Origin of the sequence: Achromobacter anxifer (assembly GCF_903652925.1) — a bacterium.
Taxonomy (GTDB): Bacteria; Pseudomonadota; Gammaproteobacteria; order Burkholderiales; family Burkholderiaceae_B; genus Achromobacter; species Achromobacter anxifer.
In genome coordinates, this window is record NZ_CAHLAR010000001.1 from 1,119,338 (window position 1) to 1,141,857 (window position 22,520).

Consider the following 22,520-nt stretch of genomic DNA (forward strand, 5'->3'; position numbering starts at 1 on the left):
CGCATGAACTCGCATTCCATCACTTCCAAACTCCCCGCCAGCAATTCCGCGCTGCTGATCGCCGGCATACTTTGCATCTCCATGGCGCTGCGCGCGCCCATTACCGGCGTGCCGCCGCTCACGGCCATGATCCGCGAGCAGCTGGGGCTGAGCGCCATGGCCGCCGGCATGCTGATCACCCTGCCGTTGCTGGCTTTTGCCGTGGTCTCGCTGTTCGCTGCCGGCATGGCGCGCCGCCATGGCCTGGAGCGCACCTTGTTCGCCGCCTTGCTGCTGATCGCGGGCGGCATCGCGCTGCGCACGCTGGGGCCGGCCTGGAGCCTGTTCCTGGGCACGGCGGTCATAGGCTCCGGCATCGCCATCGGCAATGTGCTGCTGCCCAGCTTGTTGAAGCGCGACTTCCCGCAACAACTGGCGGGCCTGACCTCGGCCTACGTGCTGACCATGAGCCTGGCCGCGGGCCTGGCGTCGGCCGTCGCGATTCCGCTGGCAGGCCTGTCCGATGCGACCTGGCGGTTTTCCACGGGTTGCCTGCTGCTGGTGCCGCTGGCCGGCGTCCTGCTGTGGCTGCCGCAACTGGCCAATCACACCGCGCCCGCGGCGTCCACGGCGCATGCGCCGCATGGCGGCCGCCTGTGGCGTTCTCCGCTGGCGTGGCAGGTGACGCTGTTCCTGGGCATCAATTCCTTCGTGTTCTATGTGGGCGTGAGCTGGCTGCCGGCCATTCTGCGGGACGCCGGCTATACGGCTGAACGTGCCGGCGCGCTGCATGGCCTGCTGCAACTCATGTCGGCCGTGCCGGCCCTGTTCCTGGCTCCCGCGGTGCGGCGCTTGCGCGATCAGCGCGGCGCGGCGTTCCTATCGGCCGCCGCTTCCCTGGTCGCGTTTGCCGGCCTGGTCGTGGCGCCGCGCTGGGCGACGCTATGGGTGGTCCTGATGGGCCTGGGCACCGGCGGGGGCATCATCCTGGGCCTGGCATTCGTGGGTTTGCGCGCCAGCCATGCGCAGCAGGCGGCGGCGCTGTCGGGCATGGCGCAATGCGTCGGCTACCTGTTCGCGGCCACCGGCCCGGCCCTGGCGGGCACGCTGCATGACGCCTTGGGCAGTTGGAGCGTGGCCTTGGGCCTGTGCGCAGCCCTGTGCCTGGCGATGGCGCTTGCCGGTTTGTACGCAGGCCGTTCGATCCAGATCGGTCAGTACCGGGATGACTCGCTCAAGGCTGCCCGGCCTGGCTCTTCCACAAGCGCACCAATGCCTGCGGCGCATCGGCCTCAGGCACATCGAAGCTGATGTCCGCCACGGCGTCGCTCTGATACCTGACTTCGACGTGGAAGTAGCGCTGGTCGCCGCCAGCGCCGGCGCAGCGTTCAACCGCCACGGGCGCCGCGCTTTGCAGGGCGTCGCAGACCTCCTGCCGCAGGCCGGGCGGGCAGGTGGCCAGGTCGATGCTGCGCGGCTGCGCCAGCGCCGGCAGATAGGCGAGTCCGCCTTCGCGGCTCAGGCGCACCAGCTGGGCCAGGTCCAGCGACGGCAGTTCGATCATGTCTTGACTCCCACGTCGGCCCAGGCGCGGGCAATGGCGTCGCGCACGGCCGCGTCATGGCGTTCGGCCGCCACCGCCAGCGTCAGCTTGGCGAACTGCGCGAAGTCCGCGTCGTGGCGCAGCCGCTTGTCGCACAGCGCGTCGTACCAGACGCGGCCGGCGCCGGCCCACGCGGGTCCTTCCAGCGCGGTGGCCGCCAGGTGGAAGGCGCGGTTGGGGATGCCGGAATTGATGTGCACGCCGCCGTTGTCGTTCGGCGTGTCCACGTAGTCGCGCATGTGCGCGGGCTGCGGATCCTTGCCCAGCAAGGGATCGTCATAGGCGCTGCCGGGCTGCGCCATGGAGCGCAGCGCGCGGGCTTGGATCTTGGGCTTGAACAGTCCGGCGCCCACCAGCCAGTCGGCCTGCCGCGCGTCCTGGCCCAGCGCGTATTGCTTGACCAGCGCGCCGAAGACGTCGCACAGGGATTCGTTCAACGCGCCGGACTGGCCCTGATAGAGCAGGGCTGCCTCGGCGTCGATCACGCCGTGCGTGAGTTCGTGGCCGATGATGTCGACCGCGATGGTGAAGCGGTTGAACACTTCGCCGTCGCCGTCGCCGAACACCATCTGCGCGCCATTCCAGAAGGCGTTGTCATAGTCTTCGCCGTAATGCACGGTGCCGACCAGCGGCAGCCCCTGGCCGTCGATGGAGTTGCGCTGGTAGATGTCCCAATACAGCTTGTAGGTCGAGCCCAGGTGATCGTAGGCTTCGTCCACCGCGGCGTCGCCGCTGGCGCGGGCGCCTTCGGCGCGCACCAGCTTGCCGGGCAGGGTCGTGGTGTTGGCGGCATCGTGCACGGCCCGTTGGGGCGTGCCGGCGGGGGAGGATTTCTTGCCGCGGGCTGGCTTGGCGCGCGGCGGCTGGACCGCCATCTCGCGCAGGCTGCGCTGTTGCTGGTCGATGATCAGCGTTTTGACCGCGGGCATGCTGACCCGCGAATCGGCATGCTGCGCCAGGCGATCCAGCATGTAGGGAGGGATCACGCCGATCAGCGGCGCGGACTCGGAAGGACGTGGCATGCGCGGTCTCCGTCGTGGACGCCGGGCCAGGGCCGCGGCGCTAGGCTTCTAAACCGTAGCAGATAGGTCCCCGGCAGGGACGTAACAGTGTGCGGCCTGATGCTAGAAACGTTACGCGCCGCGCGGCCGCGTCCGGCCCTAGTCGAACACGCCCGCGAGTACGTCGGCGACCACGGCGGTGGCGATGGCGACCAGGATCAGGTCATTGCCCGCGACGCGCCATTCATAGCCGGGGTGCACGGGCAGGCGCGCCAGCATGGGGCCGGGCACCATTTTCTTGGCGATGCCCGGGGGCAGCGGCTTGCCGCGAGCCAGGTTCTTGCGTATGCCGGGCGGCAACGAACCGTAGCCGGTCGCGCCCGCCTGCACCGCGTAGCCGCGCGCGGTGGAAACGGTGATGCCGGCGGTGCTGAGCGTGACGCTGACGCCGCCGTCCTGGCTTTTATTCTTGCCATTGCCATTGCCATTGCCATTGCCATTGCCCTGGCCGGCATGGTCCGGCTTGCCCTTGCCTTCGGGAGGCGCGGCATGCGCCGGCGCGGCAAGCGCGATGGCACAGGCGAGGGTGGCAATCATCATCGAGGGTTTGCTGCGCATCGTGTCGGATCCTGCAAGAGACGGGAGCACTAGCGTAGCGCCGGGGCCGCGCAAACGCCACAGCCGTACGGCGCAGGGATTGCAACAATCGCCACAATTCGTTTGACTTCCACTCGCGATAGAATCCCCTGCTTATTTTCCGGGGGGAACGCGATGAGGTATTTCCTGATCTTGGTTGGGGCGGCCGTGGTCGCCTACTTGTTGGCTCGCGGCATTGCCGCCGTGCTCTCGGACCGTAAACGTTCAAAATCAGAAAGGGATTCGAAGTGAAGCCGACAGATATCCAGATGGTCAAGACGATAGGCGACATGAAGCCGCGCGGTTTCAAGATCGCGATAATCACGGCGGTGCTGTTCCTGCTGATCCTGTTCCTGGCTTTCGACTCCTGGTTCCAGGTCGATCAAGGCGAGCGCGGCGTGGTGCTGCGCAACGGCAAGCTGGTGCGCGTGTCGGAACCGGGCCTGGACTTCAAGACTCCGTTCATCGACAACGTGATGACGGTGTCGGTGCGCGACCACACGTTCGTGTTTGAAAAGCTGGAAGCCTACAGCTACGACCAGCAGCCGGCGACGCTGCGCGTGTCGGTGACCTACCGCGTGCCGCCCGAGCACGTGGCCGAGCTGTACTCGGAGTACGGCACCATCAGCAATCTGCAGATGCGCGTGCTGGAGCGCAAGACGCCCGACTCGGTGAAGAACGTGTTCGGCCAGTACACCGCGGTGCGCGCCATCCAGGAACGCCAGAAGCTGGGCCTGGACGTGAACGCGGCCGTGCTCAAGACCATGGAAGGCGCGCCGGTGCAGGTGGTGGGCGTGCAGATCGAGGAAGTCGGTTTCTCGCAGGCCTATGAGCACTCGATCGAACAGCGCATGCTGGCGCAGGTGCAGATCGAAACGACTCGCCAGCAGAAGGAAACGGCGATGATCAACGCCGAGATCCAGGTGGTCAAGGCCAAGGCTGAAGCCGATGCGCGCCGCCAGCAGTTCACGGCCGAGGCCGACGGCATCCGCATGCGCGGCGACGCCGAGGCTGCCGCGATCCGCGCCAAGGCCGAGGCCCTGGCCGCCAACACCAATCTGGTGAGCTTGAACGCCGTGGAAAAGTGGGACGGCGTGCTGCCGACCACGCAGGTGCCGAACGCGGCGCTGCCGTTCATCGGCATCAAGTAGGCGTTGCGGGCCAGGGCTGCGCCCGCAAGGGCGGCCCGGCCTGCCGCCGGCGGGCGAATTCCATCAGCTGTTCGCCCGACAGGGCCTTGCTGTAGTACCACCCCTGCACGATGATCTCGGCGGGGGATTCCAGCGCCGTCAGCTGCTGGTCCGTCTCCACGCCTTCCACCACGATCTGCAGGTTCAGCGCTTCGCAGAAGCGCAGCAGGCCGTTGAGCACCAGCGCGCCCCTGTCGCTGTCCTGGGCGCTGACGAAGCTGCGGTCGATCTTCACCGCGTCGATCTCGAACTGGTGCAGATAGCTCAGCGCCGAATAGCCGGTGCCGAAATCATCGATGTAGACCCGGGCGCCGATCGCATGCAGGCGGTCGAAGGCGGTGTGCAGGGCCTGGGTGTCTTCCACCAGCGCGTCCTCGGTCAATTCCACCGATACCTGCCCGCCGGCCTGCGCCAGCACCTTGATCAACTTTTCCAGGTAGTCCTCGGATGTGAGCGTGCCTGCCGTGACGTTGATGGTCACCGGCAGCGTGAAGTCGTGCTTGCGCCATTGCTGGCATTGCAGCACGGCCTGCCGGGCCACCCACAGGTCGACCTCGCGCATCAGGTCCGCCTGCGCCAACCAGCGCAGGAATTCCAGCGGAGTCTGTTGCTTGCCGTCGGGGCCGGTGGCGCGCAACAGGGCCTCGCAACCCGTGCACAAGCCGCTGCGCAGCGACACCTGCGGCTGGAATTCCAGGTGGAAATCGTATTGGCTGATGGCGCGGATGCGCGTGTTTTCGGCATTGCGGCGCGCGCGGTCGGCGTAGGTCTGCACCACGGGGTCGTGCGCGTACAGCAGCGATTCTTCCTGTAGCCGGGTAAAGGTCGTGTCCAGCGATTTGAAATAGACCGTGGCGCTTTCCTGGCGCTGGCGCTCCAGCGCGACCACATAGGGGGCGTACACGCAGGCGCCGATCGCCACCAGCGCCAGTTGCAGCACCACGCCGCCGAGGCTGCCGCCGGCCGCGACATAGGCGTTGAACAGCACCGGCGAGGTCAGCGGCAACGTGGTGGCGGCAGAGGGCAGCCAGCCCATCTGCACCACGGCCAGCGCCAGGACGGCATTGGCCGCGGGCGCCAGGATGAACGGAATGAGCAGGCGCGGATTGAGGATCAGGGGCAGCCCGAACAGCAGGATTTCATTCACGTTCAGCAGCGCCACCGGCAGGCTGGCGAGCGCCAGCACGCGCAGCGATTCGCTGCGCGCGAACACCAGGATGGCCAGTACCAGCGACAGCGTCGCGCCCGATCCGCCGATGAAGACGAAGGCTCCAAGCAAGGTGCTGTTCAAGGCGTACATGCCTTCGTAGCCGGCCGTCTCGCTGGCGGAGTTCAGCATGGCCGCCTGGTCCATCACGCTCATCAGGGGCGCCAGCGCGTGGTAGCCGTGTATGCCGAAGAACCAGAGCAGGGAATCCAGCCCCGCCACCAGCGTGCCCGCGATGAAGGGGCTATCGAGCGAGGCCAGGCTCATGGGGATGTTGAATTGCGCGACGGCGGGAATCCGCAGCGCGGCGGACAGCGCCAGCACGACCAGGCCGGCCGCCACCAGGCCCGGCACGACCATGTTCAGCGTGTCGCGGACGTTCTCGCTGATCAGCCCGTCAGGCGCCAGGTGGGACCAGCGGCGGCGGTGCAGCCACGCCATCAGGGGCACGGTCAGCAGGGGCGAAACGATGGCGATGAACAGCACCAGGGTGACGGCCGCCTGCGGGTAGGGCGCCATCAGGCCCTCGGCGATCACCACGTACGACAGGCACAGAAAGGCGGTGGGCAGATGCGGGACGCGGTGGCGGAACGACAGCATGTAGCCGATGGACGTGCCGACCAGCACCGGCATGATGCCCGCGAGCTTGTCGTGGACCTCGGTCAGCAATTCGACCACGGCGGCGGGCAGGCCCAGCTGGCGGGCGATGACGGACAGGACCAGGAACAGCGCCGTGACCAGCAGGCAGGGCATGGTCCACAGCAGGCCTTCGCGGATGGCGCGCAGGGAGCTGGCGCTCGCCAGCGCGGTCAAGCGGTCTTTCGGAGAGCGCATCAAGGCCAGTTTCGGCATGGCGGTTCGCCCTGTGTTCCGTGCAAGCGACTATCACCGCTTCCGTGTTTGTAAAAATCTTTTGCCACATCCTAGCCGCACTTTTCCCGGTTTAGCAATTGCGATCCCGCTTCCGCATGCGGCCGCTGACAGAATCTCAGGGATTCCCCTCTATCAAGAATTGCAAAGCGGGCGCAAGGTGACAGTACAGGCGCGCGGCGCCGCTATACGATCGAGCGGCGGCGCGCCTATGGCGCGGGGCCACAAGCTTCAGAATGAGGAGACATGGATGTCTCAGTTGGATTGGACGTCCGGCGATACCAAGCCGGATCGGCAGGGCTATTACGAAACGCGATACGACACAGGATGCACTGCCATCACGCTGTACAGCGTGCTGGGTTGGATGCCGATGAAAACACCCGGCAACATGGTGGGCTGGCGGCCCCTGCCACCCGCCGTCGAACGAGAAGAGGCCGAACGCCACATACAGGAACTGCGGGCGGCGCAAAGCCACGTCCCCATGGATTACTAGCCGGCGCGGCCCCTGGTCCGGCGTCGGATGCGATAGAATGCAAACGGTTCCTATTTGCATTCTATCGCCAGGTGCGCCTTGCCTCCGCCCGATTCCCTCCCCGCCGACAACGTCACGCAACTCTATCGCGAGCACCATGGCTGGCTGTCGGTCTGGCTGCGCAGAAAACTGGGCAATTCCTTTGACGCGGCGGACCTGGCCCACGATACGTTCGTGCGGCTCATGGCCGGGCGGCGCAGAACGGAGACAGGCGCCGAGCCGCGCGCGCTGCTGACCCACATCGCGAAGGGCCTGGTGGTGGACCATTGGCGCCGCCGCGCGGTCGAAGAGGCCTATCTGGCCGCGGTCGCGCTGCTGCCCGATCAACAGGCGCCGTCGCCGGAAGCGCGCGCCCTGATCCTGGAAACCCTGCGCGCCATCGACGCGGCATTGCGGACGCTGTCCGCCAGGACGCGCGAGATTTTCCTGATGTCCCAATTCGACGGCCTGGGCTACGACGCGATCGCGCAGGGCCTGGGCGTGTCGCTGTCCACCGTCAAGCGCCACATGCAGGCCGCGCTGACCGCGTGCCTGATCGCCAGCCAGGCCGACGCGTGATCGATCCCGCCATCCTGGAGGAGGCGGCCGGCTGGCTGGTGCGCTTCCAATCCGAGTCCCTGTCGTCATCGGACCACGCGGCCTTCGAACGCTGGCGCGGGCGCAGCGCGGCCCATGCCGCGGCCTGGCAGCGGGCCGAGGAAATGCTGCGCGGATTCGGACAGGTTCCGTCCCGCGTCGCTGGCGACGCCTTGCGGCGGCTGGATCGTCCGCGCCGCCGCCAGGCCGTGCGAGCGTTGGCCGGCCTGCTGGTTCTTGGTCCCACGGCCTGGCTGGGCTGGCGCGAGCTGCCCTGGCGGGAATGGAGCGCCGATGCGCGCACGGCGACCGGGCAGCAGCGCCGCATGAAGCTGGCTGATGGCACGCAGCTGGTGCTCAATACCGCCAGCGCCGTGGACATCGAGTACACCGCGCAGCAGCGCACGCTGTGGCTGCGGGCGGGTGAAATCCTGTTGACGACGGGCAGGGACTCGCCGCAGCTGCATCGCCCCTTCATCGTCCAGACCTCGCAAGGCGCGATACGCGCGCTCGGCACGCGCTTCATGGTGCGCGACGAAGGGCGCGCCGTGCGCGTGGCGGTGTTCGAGGGCGCGGTGGAGATCCGGCCCGGAGCCTCGCCGGACGCCAGCCAGGTGCTGCCGGCCGGGCGCCAGTCCGTCTTCAATCGCCGGGAGACCGGGCCCCAGGTTCCGGCGGACGCGATGGAGGCGTCATGGGAGCAGGGCATGCTTGCCGTGCGCGATTGGCGGCTGGCCGATCTGGTCGATGAGCTGGGACGCTATCGCCGCGGGGTGCTGCGTTGCGATCCGGCGGTGGCGGATTTGCGCGTGTCGGGAGCCTTCCCCTTGAACGACATCGATGCCAGCCTGCGCCTGCTGGAGAAAACCCTGCCCGTGACCGTAAGCCGCGTCACGCCGTACTGGGCGACGGTGACGCCGGGCAGCGGAGTTACAAATTAATCGCCGATGGACTGACACTTTTTTCCGCTTCGTCCGGTGTACCGGGTGAATCGCCGCGAACCGCGCGCCACCCCGACCCCTACGAAGGATAGTTCCATGGTTTCCCGATACTCCCGTTCGCCGCGTCCGGCCCGCCGCGCAGCCGTCCTGCCGCCGCTGGCGGCAATGGCGCGGGCAGCCGGCATGGGCCTGGCGCTGCTGGCGGCGTCCGCGGCGGCGCTGCCGGCGATGGCCGCCGATGCCGTCAGCGCCACGGCCCGCAAGTCCTATTCGATTCCAGCGGGTTCCCTGGGCGACGCGCTGGCCCGCTTCGCTGCCGCCGCCGGCGTGCCGCTGTCCTTCGATCCGGCCATGGTGTCGGGAATGCGCAGCGATGGGCTGGACGGCGCCTACACCGTGAAGGAAGGCTTTGCGCGCCTGCTGTCCGGTTCGGGCTATGCCCTGTCGGAGCAGGGCGGGGGCGCCTATTCCTTGCGCAAGCTGCCGGCGCCGGATGAGTCGGCGACCATGCTGCCGGCCGTCACCGTGGCCGGCGCCGTCGCCGCGCCCTACGCCTTGCCCGCCGAGTTCGAGGGCGGCCAGGTGGCGCGTGGCGGACGCCTGGGGCTGTTGGGCAACCGCGACGTGATGGACACGCCGTTCAACGTCACCAGCTACACGTCCGACCTGCTGGCGAACCGCCAGGCGGTGACGTTGGCCGATGCCTTGAATGTCGAACCATCGGTGCGCTTCACCGGGCAGATAGGCGGCGTGACGGATTCGTTCTACATCCGCGGCTTTCCGATAGGCGAAGGCAATCTGGGCGAGATCGCGTTTGACGGGGTGTATGGCGTCGCGCCGAACTATCACGTCTTCACCGACTACATCGAGCGGGTCGAAGTGCTGAAAGGGCCGGCGGCGCTGCTGTACGGCATGTCGCCCAACAGCGGCGTCGGCGGCGTGATCAACATGGTGCCCAAACGGGCCTTGCCCGAGGACCTGAGCCGCGTTTCCGCCGACTACGTGGGCGACTCGCAATTCGGCGCGCGGGCGGATTTGAGCCGCCGCTTTGGCAAGGACGGCGAATGGGGCGTGCGGGTCAACGGCATGCACCGCAAGGGCGATACGCCGCTGGACAATCTGTATTCGCGCACCGACATCGGTGCCTTGTCGCTGGACTACCAGGGCGAGCGGCTGCGCGCCTCGCTGGATCTGCTGGTGCAGAATGAAAAGATCGACGCGCCCACGCGGCCTTTCCTGGTGGCGGCCGGCATCGACGTGCCGCAGGCGGCGGACGGCCGGCGCAATGCCACCCAGCCCTGGGGCTGGTGGCAGTCAGATGGGCAGTCGGCGCTGCTGCGCCTGGAATACGACATCAGCGACCGCCTGACCGTATTCGCCGACGCGGGCGGCTCGGACACCAGCGTGGCGCGCCTGTCGGACCAGACGCCCACCATCGTCAACGCGGCCGGCGACACGGTCGTCACGCCGAACAACTTCAGGTTCGAGGTCAACCGCAGCACCTACAACGCAGGGCTGCGCGCCAAGCTGGACACGGGGCCGGTGCGCCATGCCATCAGTTTCATGGGCAGCCTGTACAGCGACCGGAATCTGCAGGCCAGCGTGGCGGGCACGCCGCTGACTTCCAACATCTACCACCCGGTCACGCGGCCGCAGCAGTACATCCCGGCGCCCGCCAACGTGCCCAAGATTTCCTCGTCGGATCTTTCCGGCCTGGCGCTGGCCGATACGCTCAGCATCCTGGACGAGCGCGCGCAGCTGACCCTGGGGCTGCGCCAGCAACGCATCCAATCCCGCAATTTCAACCCCGCCACCGGCGCGCGCACCGTCAGCTACGACGAAAGCGCGACCACGCCGCTGGCGGGCATCGTCATCAAGCCCTGGAGCAACGTCTCGCTGTACGCCAACTACATCGAAGGCCTGAGCAAGGACGACGTGGCGCCCGCCACCGCGTCCAACGCGGGCCAGGTCTTCAAACCCTACAAGGCCAGGCAAAAGGAAGTGGGCGTGAAGGTGGACCTGGACAGCGCCATGCTGACCCTGAGCGCCTTCGAGATCACCAAGCCCAGCGGCCAGCTGACCAACGGCGTGTACGGCGCGGACAGCGAGCAGCGCAACCGCGGCCTGGAACTGAATCTGGCCGGCGAACCGTGGCGGGGGCTGCGCTTGCTGGGCGGGGTGACCTTGCTGGACGCGGAGCTGACGCGCGCGGGCAACAGCGCCGTGGTGGGCAACCGACCGGTGGGCGTGCCCAAGGTATCGGTCAACCTGGGCGCGGAATGGGATACGCCCTGGGTCGCGGGCCTGACCCTGACCGGCAGCGTGATCCACACTGGCAGCGAATACATCAACCAGGCCAACACGCAGTCGGTGCCGTCGTGGACCACCTTCGACCTGGGCGCGCGCTATGCCACCAAGGTCTACGGCAAGGACGTCACGCTGCGGGCGAATGTGGTCAACGTGTTCAACCGCGCTTACTGGTCGGGCGTGGCCTCGTACGGCACGATTTCGCAGGGCGTGCCGCGCACCGTGATGTTGTCGGCGTCGATGGACTTCTGACCCGGCGCCACCGCCTGCGCCTGGACTAGGACGCGAGCAGGCCGCTGATGCGGGCCAGGTTGTCCAGCGTGCTGCGCAGATGGCTGGCCAGCGCCTCGGCGGCCTCTGCGTTGCGTTCGCGTTCCAGCAGATCCAGGATGGCCAGGTGCTGGTCGCAATGCTGGCGGTAGCGGCTGCGGTCCTGCATCGAGCGGTACGAGAGCAGGCGGCGCACGCGGTTCACGCGCTTGATGGCGTCGATGAAGAAGGGATTGCCCGAGGCTTCCACCAGCGATTCGTGAAAGCGCACGCCGCGTTCGTGCAGCTGGTCCGCGGTATCGGTGGCGATGCCGCCATCCAGCAGATGCCGTTCGGCCGCGCGGCAGCGCGCCAGCACCTGCCTGTCGATGCGATAGCCAGGTTCCAGCAGCGCCGCCGGCTCCAGCGCCAGCCGCAGCCGATAGGACTGCAGCAGGCTGTCCGGCGTGGTCATCATGGACGAGAATTCCCAGCCGTAGCCGGGCCTGCGCTGGCCCCAGCCTTCTTGCGCGATGCGTCCCAGCAGGGCCTGGGTCTGCGCCGCCGTCAGCGCGTAGCGCGCGCGCAGCAAGGCCTCGCTGCATTGCATGGGCAGTTCGCCGCGCAGCAGTTCGTCGGCCAGCCGGAAATAGGCGTGCGTGACGATGTCGTCCACGGACGGCGGCGCGGCGTCCTCGCCGTCGTCCGCCAACGTGGCGTGGTCCTGTTCCAGGAAGTAGCCGCGATTGGGCTTGCGCGAGACCACGCCGCGCTGTTCCAGCACGCCCAGCGCGTCGTTGACGGGCGAGCGCGACAGGCGCAGCCGGTCGGCGATTTTCTGCGCGGTCAGGTGCGCGCCCGCGGGCAGGCGGTCTTCCCTGATCAGGGCCAGGATTTTCGTGACGGTATTGGTCTGGGCGCTCATGGGCGGCGGGCGGCCGGATTGATGGTGTCCGAGAGGATAGCGGGAATCACGCCGCCCAGGCGCAGCAGTCTGATTTCCAGCCGGGTCTCGACCGCGGCTGTGGCGCGCAGCGCATCGGCCGCGCCGTCCGCGCGCAGGATGCGCACCGCCACGGACCCGCGCGGCGTCAGCGCCGCGGCCTGGGCGTCGACCTCGATCCGGTCGCCCGCCCGCAGCCGCAGCGTGGCGGGCGTGACGCCCTCGGGCAGGCGCAGCGGCAGGATGCCCATGCCGATCAGGTTGGAGCGATGGATGCGTTCAAAGCTGACCGCCAGCACCGCGCGGATGCCCAGCAGGCGCTGGCCCTTGGCGGCCCAGTCGCGCGAGGACCCGGTGCCGAAGCGTTCGCCCGCCACCAGCACCACGGCCTGTCCGGCGCGCGCGTAGCGGCCGGCGGCCTCCCAGATCGACTCCACCCTGCCGCTGGGCGCGTGCAGCGTGTGGCCCACGGGGGCGTCGGGACAGAGCAGGTTGACCAGGCTTTTGCTGTAGAACGCCGCGCGCATCATGACCTGCCAGTTGCCGCGGCGCGAGGCGAACACGTTGAGGTCGCCGCGGTCCTCGCCACGCTCGACGAGGAAGTCGGCGATGGGGCTGTCGGGCGGAATGGCGCTGGCGGGAGACAGGTGGTCGGTGGTCACGTCGTCGCCCAGCACCAGCAAGGGATGCGCGGCATAGCGGCCCAGCTGGCTGGATTCGCCGGCGCCGGCGAAGGGCGGGCGGCGCAGCGCATTGGAGGCGGGGTTCCAGGGAAAGCGCGCCGTGTCGGGCGATTGCAGGTCCTGCCAGACGGGGTTGGCGCTGGCCGCCTGGAAGGCGCTGCGGTAGTCGGCCGGCTGCTGGCCGGCGGCCAGCGCGGCGTCGATGTCGGCGTCGTCGGGCCAGAGTTCGCGCAGGTAGACGGGACGACCGTCGGGCGCGGTCTGCACCGGCTCGCAGCTGAGGTCGCGCTCCGCGTCGCCCGCCAGCGCGTAGGCGATCACCAGCGCCGGCGACATCAGGAAGCCCAGGTCCAGGTCGGGATGGATGCGGCCCGCGAAGTTGCGGTTGCCGGACAGCACCGCTACCGGATGCACCGAGCCCGCCGCCATGGCCTCGCACACCGCCGCGGGCAGCGGGCCGGAATTGCCGATGCAGGTGGTGCAGCCGTAGCCCACGATGTCGAAGCCCATCGCGGCCAGGTCTTGCAGCAGGCCGGCGCGACCCAGGTATGCGGCGGCGGCGGGCGAACCCGGAGCCAGCGACGTCTTCACCCAGGCGGGCACGCGCAGGCCGGCCTGGCGCGCCTTGCGGGCCAGCAGGCCGGCCGCCGTCAGAAGCCGCGGGTCCGAGGTGTTGGTGCAGCTGGTGATGGCGGCGATGGCGATGGCGTGGCGCGGCAGGGTACCGCCGGCAGCGGGGGCGGACGGCAGCTCCGCCAGGATGCGCCGGGTGTGGCTATAGGGATGCAGGTCCTGCGGCCGCCTGGGGCCGGCCACGTGCATCTGCACCTGGTCCAGCGCGATCTCGACCACGCGGGTATAGCGCGGCGCGGCGGCCGGGTCGTAGGCAATGCCGGCGCGTTCGGCGTAGGCCCGTACCCGCGCGATCAGCGACTCCGGGCGGCCCGTCTGGCGCAGATAGTCGAGCGTGGCCGCGTCGATCGGAAAGTAGCCGGTCGTGGCGCCGTACTCCGGCGCCATGTTGGCCACCACGCAGCGGCTGCCGGCCGACAGTGCGGCCACGCCCGGCCCGTAGAACTCGACGAACTCGCCGGACACCTGGATTTCGCGCAGGCGCTGGGTCACGGTCAGCGCCAGGTCGGTTGCGGTCACGCCCGGCGCCAGGGCGCCGCTCAGGCGCACGCCGATCACGTCGGGAATGCGCAGCAGCGTGGGCATGCCGAACATCACGGTCTGCGCCTCCAGCCCGCCCACGCCCCAGCCCAGCACGCCGATGCCGTTGATCATGGGCGTGTGGCTGTCGGTGCCTATCATCATGTCCGGATGCAGCGCGATGCCGTCCGGGCCCGCCCGTTCGCAGACCACGGTGGCCAGCTGTTCGAGGTTGATGGTGTGCATGATGCCGGTGCCCGGCGGATGGATGCGCACATTGGACAAGGCCTTGGAGGCCCAGCGCAGGAAGCGGTAGCGCTCCGCGTTGAGGCGCAGCTCCAGTTCCAGGTTCTGCGCCGCGGCGTCGGGGCGGCCATAGGCCTGCACCGCCAGCGAATGGTCCACCGACACGTCCACCGGCAGCACCGGATTCAACGCGGCGGGATCGACGCCGGCTTCGGCCAGCGCGTCGCGCATCGCGGCGATGTCCACCAGCGCGGGCGTGCTGGTGGTGTCGTGCATCAGCACGCGCCCCGGCTGGAAGGCGATCTCGGCTTCGCTGGTGCCGTGCTCAAGCCAGCCGAACAGTGCCGCCACCGCGGCATCGCGCTCCGCGTCCTGCATGTTGCGCACTGCGTTTTCCAGCAGCAGCCGCAGCACCACGGGCAGGCGGAAGTACTCAGGTCCGTACGTGCCGGGCAGGTCGGCGCAGGTGTGGCGGACGCCGTCCAGCGTGAAGCTGGCGCGAAGAGGGGCGGCGGTGGTCGTATCCATGGCCGCTATTTTGCATATTGGATTATTAAAATGCAATTAAGAAGAATAGGGGGCGTATGGAGCAGAACGCCAGCGCTGCCGCTGGTCCTCCAGGGACAGCGGGTAGCCTTGCAGTATGCTTACCCGCTTCATGGACACTCCGAAGTTGCCTGCAATGACTGATTTCCCCTTCGATGCCGTGCTGTTCGACTGCGACGGCGTGCTGGTCGATTCCGAACCCATCACCAGCCGCGTGCTGACCGAGATGCTCAATGAACTGGGCTGGGGCATCACGCATGCGGAAACCATGCAGATCTTCACGGGCAAGGCGGTCAGGGACGAACTGCCGCTGATCGAGTCCCGCACGGGCGCGAAGATCACGCCGGACTGGTTCGACCAGTTCCGCCAGCGCCGCAATGCCGCGCTGGACCGTGACTTGCTCGAGATTCCGGGCGCGCCTGACGCGGTGCGGGCCCTGCACGTGGCGCTGGACGGCCGCATCGCGGTCGCTTCGGGCGCGGACCGCCGCAAGGTGGAATTGCAGCTGGCCAAGGTCGGCATCGCCGACTGCTTCCGCGAGCGCGTCTTCAGCGGCCATGAAATGCCGCGCAGCAAGCCCTATCCCGACGTGTACCTGGCGGCCGCGCTGGCGCTGGGCGTGGAGCCCGGCCGCTGCGCCATCGTGGAAGACACGGTGACCGGCGCCACCGCGGGCGTGGCAGCCGGCGCCACGGTGTTCGGCTACAGCCCGGACGCCAACGGCCATAGCGGCGCCGAGGCCTTGCGCGACGTGGGCGTGGCCCACGTGTTCACCGACATGAAGCAACTGCCGGCGCTGCTGGCAGCCTGGAAGCTGGCCAGCTAGGGCTCTGCTTTCCAGGGCGCGCAGGCCCAGGCCTGCCGCCCGCGCGCCGCGCGCCGCGCGGATTTCAGCGCGCGTACTGCTCGCCGCCATCCAGGTCTATCACCGTTCCGCTCAGGTAGCCGGCGCGCGGCGAGGCGCCGAACACGATCATGTCGGCGACTTCATCGGGTTCCATCAGGCGGCCGAAGGGCAGGTCCGACAGCGTTTCCTGCCAGCGGTTTTCGTCGCCCCAGCGAGCCTGCGCGCGCTGCTTCGCCAGGGTCAGCACGCGGTCGGTGCGGGTGCGCGAAGGATTCACGCCGAACACGCGCACTCCGTGGCGCGGCGCATCTCCGCCCAGGGCGCGGGTGAAGGCGATGAGCGAGGCATTGGCCGCCGCGCCGCAGATGTAGTCGGCGCGCGGCGCCGAGCCCGCCATGCCGATGATGTTGGCGATGACGCCCGCGCCGGCCTCGCGCATGCGCGGGTAGTAGTGGCGCGCCAGGCTGATGTAGCCGTGCACCTTCAGTTCCCAGCCGGCGCGCCAGCGCTCTTCCTGTACCTGGTCGAGCGCGCCGCCGGGCACGGCGCCGGCATTGTTGACCAGGATGTCGATGTCGCCCGCTTCCTGGCTCAGGCGTTCCGCCGCGCCGGGCTGCGCCAGGTCCAGCGTGACGGCCCGGGCCTGCCTGCCGGTCTGCTCGCGTATCGCGTCGGCGGCCGCGCGCAGCGCCGCATCGTCGCGCGCCACCAGTATCGGTTCGGCGCCTTCGCGCGCGAAGGCGAGGGCGCAGGCCAGGCCTATGCCCTTGGATGCGCCCGTGATGAGCACGCGTTTACCGTCCAGCTGCAAATCCATGAACTCCTCCCGTTTTTGTCGTCGTCCGTGCGCGGTGCCGCCGCACGCCAGCTTGGTTGTAAACCAGTTGTGCCGATATGTGCCAGTGCGTGCGCGGCAGGGCGGCATGGGCGCGCCGGCTGCTATGCTGGCTCGACCCCTGACCGCAAGGAGACGGCGATGGCGGAAATCTGGCTGGAAATCTGGTCCACCACGCGCAGCGAGTTTGCCGACATCCCCGACGTGGGCGAGGCGACCCGCATCGTGCTGCGGCTGAGCGTGGCCATGCTGCTGGGCGGCCTGCTGGGCTACGAGCGCGAGCGCAGCGGCAAGGCCGCCGGGCTGCGTACCCATATGCTGGTGGCGCTGGGCGCGGCGATCTTCGTGCTGGTGCCGCTGCAAGGCGGCATGGAGGTCGGCGACTTGAGCCGGGTGCTGCAAGGCGTGATCGCCGGCATTGGCTTCCTGGGGGCGGGCGCTATCATCAAGTTGAGCGACGAGCGCGAGATCCGCGGGCTGACCACGTCGGCCGGCATCTGGATGACGGCCGCGATCGGCGTGGCGGCGGGCATGGGGCGCGAGGCCACCGCCGTGGTCAGCACTCTGATGGCGCTGTTCGTGCTGGCCGTGTTGCGGCGCGTCGAGGCGCGCATCGCCGCGCGCCACGAACACAAGGTCATCGCTTCAGGCGTCAAGTAGGGCCGGCGCCTCAGCTGCCGCCCGACACGTCGATGAAGGAGCCGCTGGTGTAGCCGGCCTCGTCCGAGAACAGCCACATCACGGCCCCTGCCACTTCGTCCACGGTGCCGCCGCGGCGCAGCGGGATCGCGCCCTTGAGGCGGTCGACGCGGCCCGGCTCGCCGCCGCTGGCGTGCATGTCGGTGTAGATGGTGCCGGGCCGCACGCCATTGACGCGGATGCCTTCCGGCGCGACTTCCTTGGACAGGCCTATGGTCATCGTGTCCAGCGCGCCCTTGGACGCCGCGTAGTCCACGTATTCGTTGGGCGAGCCAAGCCGGGCCGCGGCGGACGACACGTTGACGATGGCGCCGCCCTGACCGCCGTGGCGCGGAGACATCCGCCGCACCGCTTCGCGGGCGCACAAAAAGGCGCCGATCACATTGGTGGACAGCACGCGCAGCAGGCGCTCGGCGCTCATTTCGTCCACGCGCATCTGCCGTTCCAGGATGCCGGCGTTGTTGACCAGCGCGTCGATGCGGCCCAGCTGCCGGTCGAGCTCGCCGTACATGCGCAGCACCTGGTCTTCTTGCGAGACGTCGGCCTGCAGCGCGACGGCGCGGCCGCCGCCGCGCACGATGTCCGCGACGACCGCATTGGCGGCGTCCGCGTCGGACCGGTAGTTGACGCCTACCGCGTAGCCGCGCCGGGCGGCCAGGCGCGCGACCGCGGCGCCGATGCCGCGGCCGCCGCCGGTGACAAGCATGATTTTGGACATGGCTGGCTCCTTGTGGTCCTGCACCTTAGCAGAAGGCCGCCGGGTTCAGATCCAGACGTCGTTCGGCGCGCTGCGATCGCCGCCCTGGTCGCCGGTGTTGCGCACGCCGCGCGGCTCGATCAGCAGCAATTTCACTTCCTCGGGCGCGCAGGGCTTGTGCTCCACGCCTTTGGGGACGACGGCCATTTCGCCCGGCCCCAGGTCGATGTGCCCGTCGCGCAGCGCGATGCGCAGGCGGCCTTCGATGACGATGAAGGTCTCGTCGGTGTCGGCATGGCTGTGCCAGATGAACTCGCCCTGGATCTTCACCAGCTTGAACTGGTAGTCGTTCATTTCGGCGACGACCCGGGGCATCCAGTGGTCGGAGATCAGCGCCAGTTTGTCGGCGAAGTTGATGGCGCGGATATCGGGCATGGCGGCTTGTCCGGAAAGAATTGAGCAAGCTTCAGGATAGAAGGCCGCGTTCGCGCCGTCTTGTACGATCGTGCAGCTTTTTGGCGCCCGCGGTTCAGAGGCGCAGCATCCGGCGCCAGCGGTCCGGCGGCATGCCGTAGGTCTCGACGTGGCGGCGCGTCAGGTGGCTCTGGTCGGTGAAGCCGGCAGCGGCCGCGGCCTGCGCCAGCGGCATGCCCGCGGCGATGAGGCGGCGCGTCTGGTCCAGGCGGCGCAGCATCACATAGCGGTAGGGGCTGGTGCCGAACAGCGCGCGGAAGTCGCGCGAGAGGCTCCAGCGGTCCGTGCCCGCGGCGTTGGACAACTGTTCCAGCGTGATGGGCTGTTCGAGCGATGCATGGATGTACTGCCGCGCGCGCTCGGCCGCCGCGTAGTCGGGGCGGCGGCGCGTCGGCTTGCCGCCGGCCGCGGCGCACAGGGCATGGCTCAGCTCGTACAGCGCGTCGTCTTCCAGCAGCGGGTCGACGAGGTCATGCGTGTCCCGCAGCAATCTCGTGCTGGCCGCGCGCAGCCGGGGATCCGCCGAGATGCCGCCCGCGATGTAGGGCAGCGGCTGGCCGCCCAGGACCTGCTGGATCAGTGCGGGCTCCACATAGATCATGCGGTAATGAAAGCCGGCATCGGTGCCCGCCTGGCCGTCGTGGATCTCGTCGGGATGCAGCACGATGGTGCCGCCGGGCAGGCTGTGCCGCAGCCCGCGGCGGTAATGGAAGCTCTGTACTCCCGCCAGCGTGTGGCCGATGGCATAGGTGTCGTGGCGGTGCATGCCGTAGCCCAGCCCGCCGAAATAGGCCTCGATGCGCTCCAGCTGGCCCGAGGGCGCGGCGCGCAATATCCAGTCCTGCTTCGGCGTGGTGGAAGGCATGAGGGGCTAGGTCGAGATCGTGCTTGCAGCCATTTTAGGCCTTGCCCCGGCGGCCGCGGCTCCGCCTCAATCCGCCTCGCGCAGCAGCCGCATGCCGACCAGCGGATAGCGCGTTTCCTGCGTGTTCCAGTTGCGGTAGGAGGCGCGCGTGTACAGCGCCCAGGTATGCCAGGAACCGCCGCGCCGCACGCGCACGTTGCCCGTGGCCGGGCCTTGCGGATCGTCCACGGGCGATTGCGCGTAATAGTCCTCGCCGTACCAGTCCGAGACCCATTCCCAGGCGTTGCCGTGCATGTCGTACAGGCCGAAGGCGTTGGGCGCGTAGCTGGCGACCGGCGCGGTGAAGGCATGGCCGTCGTGGCGGGCCGAGGCGTAGGTCTGCCATTTGGGCCAGTAGGGCGCGGCATCGGCGTCGAAGCCATTGCCCACGTCGGGCATGGCGGCGGGATCGTCGCCGTTCTGGTAGCGGGTGCGCGCGCCGGCGCGGCAGGCGTATTCCCATTCGGCTTCGGTGGGCAGGCGGTAGACCTTGCCCTCGGTCTGGGTCAGCCAGCGCGCCAGCGCGGTGGCGTCGTTCCAGCTGATGTTGACGACGGGATGGTCGTCGCCCTGCGCAAAGCCGGGGTTGCGCCAGGAATAGCGGCGGTCGCGGCCTTCGAAGGCGTCGCCGCGTTCGGACTTGTCGGGATCGTATTGCGCGTTGTAGCCATAGCCGCCGGTGCCGTCGGCCTCCGATTCGGGCACGTAGCCGGAGGCTTCGATGAAGCGGCGGAACTGGCCCACGGTGACTTCGGTGCGTTCCAGGTAGAACGGACGGGTGATGCGCACGGTATGGACCGGCGCCTCGTCGGACAGCTGGGCATAGCGGTCGGCGGGGTAGTGCGGATAGTCGCGCGCCAGCGCTTCGGGCGCTTCATCGCTGCCCATCTGGAAGGTGCCGGCGGGCACGAGCACGAAGCTCATGCCCAGCGAATTTTCCAGCCGGGCCGGCGCTTCGCCGGACCAGGCGGAGGTTGAAGCCAGGGTACAGAGCAAAGCCAAGGCAGAGCGTGTGCGCATGGGAATCCGGCAGGCGAGGCATGAGGGTGCGCAATAGTAGAGCGGCCGCGTCCGGGCGGCCAGTAGAGGGGAACCCTCATGCCGCAGGCCAGGATTCAGCCGGCCTTGCGGATGGTGAAGTTGATGCGCCGGCTGCCCAGCCGCGGATGCGGCAGGTCCTTCATGGGCATGATGCCGTGGTAGCGCAGCCGGTCGACGCCGCCCCAGACCGCCACGTCGCCATGGAACAGCGGCGTGCGGCTGGCCTTGTCCGTGCGCTGGTCGCCGCCGAACAGGAACATGGCCGGCATGCCCAGCGAGACGGACACGATGGGCGCGCCGTAGTCGCGCTCGTTCCTGTCCTGGTGCAATGACAGGCGGGACCCAGGCTCGTAGCGGTTGACCAGGCACGCATCGGGCTCGAAGCCGGGGAAGCCGGCCTCGGCCGCGGCATCCCGGGCCAGCCGCAGAAAGGCCTCGGGCATGTCGGGCCAGGGCAGGCCGGATTGCGGATCGGTGCGCGTGTAGCGATAGCCGCGAGCGTCGCTGGTCCAGCCCAGCTGGCCGCAGTTGGTCAGCGCCACGGACATGGTGTAGCCGCCTGCCGTTTCCATGTGGCGGAAGGGCGCCTGCGCCGCCACGGCGTCGACGCCGGCGAGCAGCGCCTCGGCCACGGGCAAGGCATAGCCGCGCAGCACCATGGCTTGCGGGCCCAGCAGGATGCGTCCGCCTTGCGCGGCGCCGGCGCCGTCGTCGTGGTCGCCGAAGAGGTCCAGGTTGGTCGCCATGTCAGCCTACAGCAGGGGCTCCAGCGGCAGCAGGGACACGAACCAGACCGACAGGCGCTGCCAGACCGTGGTGCCGGGTTCGGTGTCGTGGCGGATGGTCTCGCTGTTGCGCTGTTCCAGCCAGTAGAGCTGGCCCTTGTCGTCCAGGCAGACGCGGTAGGCGGTATTGGGGATGTCGCGCTCGAAGGCCTGGGCGATGCGGCCGGCCAGCGTGGGGCTGTCGATGACGAAGCCCAGTTCGGTGTTCAGCTTGGCCGAGCGCGGATCGAAGTTGAAGGACCCGACGAAGATGCGCTGGCCGTCCACGGCGAAGGTCTTGGCGTGCAGGCTGGAGCCGGAGCTGCCGAAGGGGCCCATGCTCTTGTTGTGCTCGACCTCGCCCATGCGCTTCATTTCGTACAGTTGCACGCCGCTGGCCAGCAGGTCCTTGCGGCGCTTGGCGTAGCCGGAATGCACCACCGCCACGTCGGTGGCTTCGAGCGCGTTGGTCAGCACCTTGACCTTGACGCCGCTTTGCGCCATCTGCGCGAAGGCCTGGGTGCCGACGGCCGTGGGCACGAAGTAGGGCGACACCAGGTCCAGCTCACTGGAGGGCGTGCCCAGGATTTCGTGCAGCTGGTGCGGCAGCATGGCCTCGGGCGGCGCGGTGCCCAGCGTCTTGCGCGGGTCGTCGCTGACCATGCGCGTGTCGGCCCATTCCAGCGTCAATTCGCCGCGCAGCAGCTGCTGGATGAAGGGCAGCTTGCGCATCGCTTCGGCGTAGGCGGCGGCTTCGGGCGAATGCTCGACGCGGACGGCGCTCTGCTCCAGCGCGTCCAGTTCGCCAGGCTCGGGCTTTTTCAGCAGGCGATCCACCGGATAGGCCGAGTCGCTGGCCCAGTAGCGGTCGAAGTCCGTCGACACTTCATTGACCGCGGCGCCGATGGCCAGCACGTCCAGGTCGGTGAAGAGCACGCCGCTGGCTGCGCCAAAGTATTCGTCACCGACGTTGCGGCCGCCGATGATGGTGGCCTGGTTGTCGGCGGTGAAGGACTTGTTGTGCATGCGGCGGTTCAGGCGGCTGAAGTCCGTCACGTAGCCCAGGGGCTTGGGCCAGCGCAGCACGAAGGGGTTGTACAGGCGCACTTCGATGTTCGGGTGCGCGTCCAGCGCCGACAGCTCCCGGTCCAGCCCGGAGGTGCCGTTGTCGTCCAGCAGCAGGCGCACCCGCACGCCGCGGTCGGCCGCCGCGTGCAGGGCTTCCAGCAGCATGGTGCCGGTCATGTCCTTGTGCCAGATGTAGTACTGCACGTCCAGGCTGCGCTCGGCCGCGCGCGCCAGCAGCATGCGGGCGGCGAATGCGTCGTAGGCGTCGGGCAGGGGGTGGATGCCGGACTTGCCGGGGTGGGCTACCGCCATGGGCGCGATGGCCCGGCCCAGCGGGGTGTCTTGCGCCGCTTCGGGCGTCAGGGCGCGGGATTCGCTGCGGTTGTTGAGCGGCGGCAAGCCGCAGCCGCTGAGGAAGCTCAGGCAAAGGGCGGTCATCATCAGGGGTTTGGCCAGGTGCATGTCCCGTATTGTGCCGAAATCGCGGCGCGGGCTGGAGCCGCCCCTGTCTGAGCGGCATTCCGCCAGAG

Annotated in this window: 21 protein-coding genes; 8 read left to right on the forward strand and 13 right to left on the reverse strand. The window is 68.7% G+C overall.

Translation table 11 applies throughout. The annotated features are described in order from the left end of the window. The first annotated feature begins 3 nt into the window (after positions 1-3). Positions 4-1,290, forward strand: coding sequence for an MFS transporter (locus HWY37_RS05095; protein WP_176088027.1), 1,287 nt, complete (start codon positions 4-6; stop codon positions 1,288-1,290). Here HWY37_RS05095 and HWY37_RS05100 read toward each other — a convergent pair. The 3 genes from HWY37_RS05100 to HWY37_RS05110 form a co-directional block, all read right to left on the reverse strand. Then, on the reverse strand, positions 1,214-1,543 hold the full coding sequence (locus HWY37_RS05100; RefSeq protein ID WP_176088028.1) for a protealysin inhibitor emfourin: 330 nt from the start codon (positions 1,541-1,543) through the stop codon (positions 1,214-1,216). The two genes, HWY37_RS05095 and HWY37_RS05100, sit on opposite strands and share 77 nt — an antisense overlap. Continuing rightward, on the reverse strand, positions 1,540-2,604 hold the full coding sequence (locus HWY37_RS05105) for a M4 family metallopeptidase (protein WP_176088029.1): 1,065 nt from the start codon (positions 2,602-2,604) through the stop codon (positions 1,540-1,542). The genes HWY37_RS05100 and HWY37_RS05105 overlap by 4 nt, the downstream gene beginning before the upstream one ends. Positions 2,605-2,742: 138 nt before the next feature. Then, a complete protein-coding gene (locus HWY37_RS05110; RefSeq protein WP_176088030.1) occupies positions 2,743-3,201 on the reverse strand; it encodes an anti-virulence regulator CigR family protein in 459 nt (152 codons plus the stop codon). 308 nt (positions 3,202-3,509) lie between these two features. On the opposite strand from HWY37_RS05110, the gene HWY37_RS05115 reads away from it, so the two are divergent. Beyond that, positions 3,510-4,370, forward strand: a complete 861-nt coding sequence (locus HWY37_RS05115) for a prohibitin family protein (protein ID WP_175208574.1) — start codon at positions 3,510-3,512, stop codon at positions 4,368-4,370. On the opposite strand, the gene HWY37_RS05120 is transcribed toward HWY37_RS05115, so the two are convergent. Beyond that, positions 4,363-6,468 carry a PTS sugar transporter subunit IIC/EAL domain-containing protein gene (locus tag HWY37_RS05120; protein ID WP_175208547.1) on the reverse strand — a complete coding sequence of 702 codons (2,106 nt, stop codon included), beginning with the start codon at positions 6,466-6,468 and terminating at the stop codon, positions 4,363-4,365. The two genes, HWY37_RS05115 and HWY37_RS05120, sit on opposite strands and share 8 nt — an antisense overlap. A gap of 268 nt (positions 6,469-6,736) precedes the next feature. Between HWY37_RS05120 and HWY37_RS05125 the strand changes: the two genes are divergently transcribed. The 4 genes from HWY37_RS05125 (at position 6,737) to HWY37_RS05140 (ending at position 11,094) form a co-directional block, all read left to right on the forward strand. Further along, positions 6,737-6,979, forward strand: coding sequence for a hypothetical protein (locus HWY37_RS05125; RefSeq protein WP_175208548.1), 243 nt, complete (start codon positions 6,737-6,739; stop codon positions 6,977-6,979). Positions 6,980-7,057: 78 nt separating this feature from the next. Continuing rightward, positions 7,058-7,576, forward strand: a complete 519-nt coding sequence (locus tag HWY37_RS05130; RefSeq protein ID WP_176088031.1) for a sigma-70 family RNA polymerase sigma factor — start codon at positions 7,058-7,060, stop codon at positions 7,574-7,576. Further along, positions 7,573-8,535 (forward strand): FecR domain-containing protein, encoded by a 963-nt coding sequence (locus tag HWY37_RS05135; protein WP_176088032.1) that lies wholly within the window; start codon positions 7,573-7,575, stop codon positions 8,533-8,535. The genes HWY37_RS05130 and HWY37_RS05135 overlap by 4 nt, the downstream gene beginning before the upstream one ends. Positions 8,536-8,631: 96 nt before the next feature. Beyond that, the gene (locus HWY37_RS05140) at positions 8,632-11,094 is read left to right on the forward strand and encodes a TonB-dependent receptor (RefSeq protein WP_176088033.1); all 2,463 of its coding nucleotides are present in this window, start codon (positions 8,632-8,634) and stop codon (positions 11,092-11,094) included. A 25-nt stretch (positions 11,095-11,119) separates the two neighbouring features. Here the strand turns inward: HWY37_RS05140 and HWY37_RS05145 are convergent, their stop codons facing one another. Next, entirely contained in the window at positions 11,120-12,016 is an 897-nt protein-coding gene (locus HWY37_RS05145) for a GntR family transcriptional regulator (protein WP_175208552.1), read from the reverse strand. Next, a complete protein-coding gene (gene acnA, locus HWY37_RS05150; protein WP_176088034.1) occupies positions 12,013-14,643 on the reverse strand; it encodes an aconitate hydratase AcnA in 2,631 nt (876 codons plus the stop codon). The genes HWY37_RS05145 and acnA overlap by 4 nt, the downstream gene beginning before the upstream one ends. Positions 14,644-14,797: 154 nt before the next feature. Between acnA and HWY37_RS05155 the strand changes: the two genes are divergently transcribed. Next, on the forward strand, positions 14,798-15,487 hold the full coding sequence (locus HWY37_RS05155) for an HAD family hydrolase (RefSeq protein WP_175208554.1): 690 nt from the start codon (positions 14,798-14,800) through the stop codon (positions 15,485-15,487). Positions 15,488-15,551: 64 nt separating this feature from the next. On the opposite strand, the gene HWY37_RS05160 is transcribed toward HWY37_RS05155, so the two are convergent. Continuing rightward, entirely contained in the window at positions 15,552-16,325 is a 774-nt protein-coding gene (locus HWY37_RS05160) for an SDR family oxidoreductase (protein ID WP_176088035.1), read from the reverse strand. A gap of 159 nt (positions 16,326-16,484) precedes the next feature. On the opposite strand from HWY37_RS05160, the gene HWY37_RS05165 reads away from it, so the two are divergent. Then, positions 16,485-17,003: an MgtC/SapB family protein gene (locus HWY37_RS05165; RefSeq protein WP_176088036.1), complete on the forward strand. Its 519-nt coding sequence runs from the start codon at positions 16,485-16,487 to the stop codon at positions 17,001-17,003. A gap of 10 nt (positions 17,004-17,013) precedes the next feature. Here HWY37_RS05165 and HWY37_RS05170 read toward each other — a convergent pair whose 3' ends face one another. From HWY37_RS05170 to HWY37_RS05195, 6 genes are all read right to left on the reverse strand, one after another. Continuing rightward, positions 17,014-17,760 carry an SDR family oxidoreductase gene (locus HWY37_RS05170; protein ID WP_176088037.1) on the reverse strand — a complete coding sequence of 249 codons (747 nt, stop codon included), beginning with the start codon at positions 17,758-17,760 and terminating at the stop codon, positions 17,014-17,016. 45 nt (positions 17,761-17,805) lie between these two features. Continuing rightward, positions 17,806-18,174, reverse strand: coding sequence for a cupin domain-containing protein (locus tag HWY37_RS05175; RefSeq protein ID WP_176088038.1), 369 nt, complete (start codon positions 18,172-18,174; stop codon positions 17,806-17,808). Between the two features lie 94 nt (positions 18,175-18,268). Beyond that, complete coding sequence (locus HWY37_RS05180; protein WP_175208559.1) at positions 18,269-19,078, reverse strand: AraC family transcriptional regulator; 810 nt, start codon at positions 19,076-19,078, stop codon at positions 18,269-18,271. Between the two features lie 66 nt (positions 19,079-19,144). Further along, positions 19,145-20,137, reverse strand: coding sequence for a formylglycine-generating enzyme family protein (locus HWY37_RS05185; protein ID WP_175208560.1), 993 nt, complete (start codon positions 20,135-20,137; stop codon positions 19,145-19,147). A gap of 95 nt (positions 20,138-20,232) precedes the next feature. After that, on the reverse strand, positions 20,233-20,904 hold the full coding sequence (alkB, locus tag HWY37_RS05190) for a DNA oxidative demethylase AlkB (RefSeq protein ID WP_246302189.1): 672 nt from the start codon (positions 20,902-20,904) through the stop codon (positions 20,233-20,235). Between the two features lie 6 nt (positions 20,905-20,910). Continuing rightward, entirely contained in the window at positions 20,911-22,452 is a 1,542-nt protein-coding gene (locus HWY37_RS05195; protein ID WP_281371980.1) for a phospholipase D family protein, read from the reverse strand. Positions 22,453-22,520 lie beyond the last annotated feature (68 nt).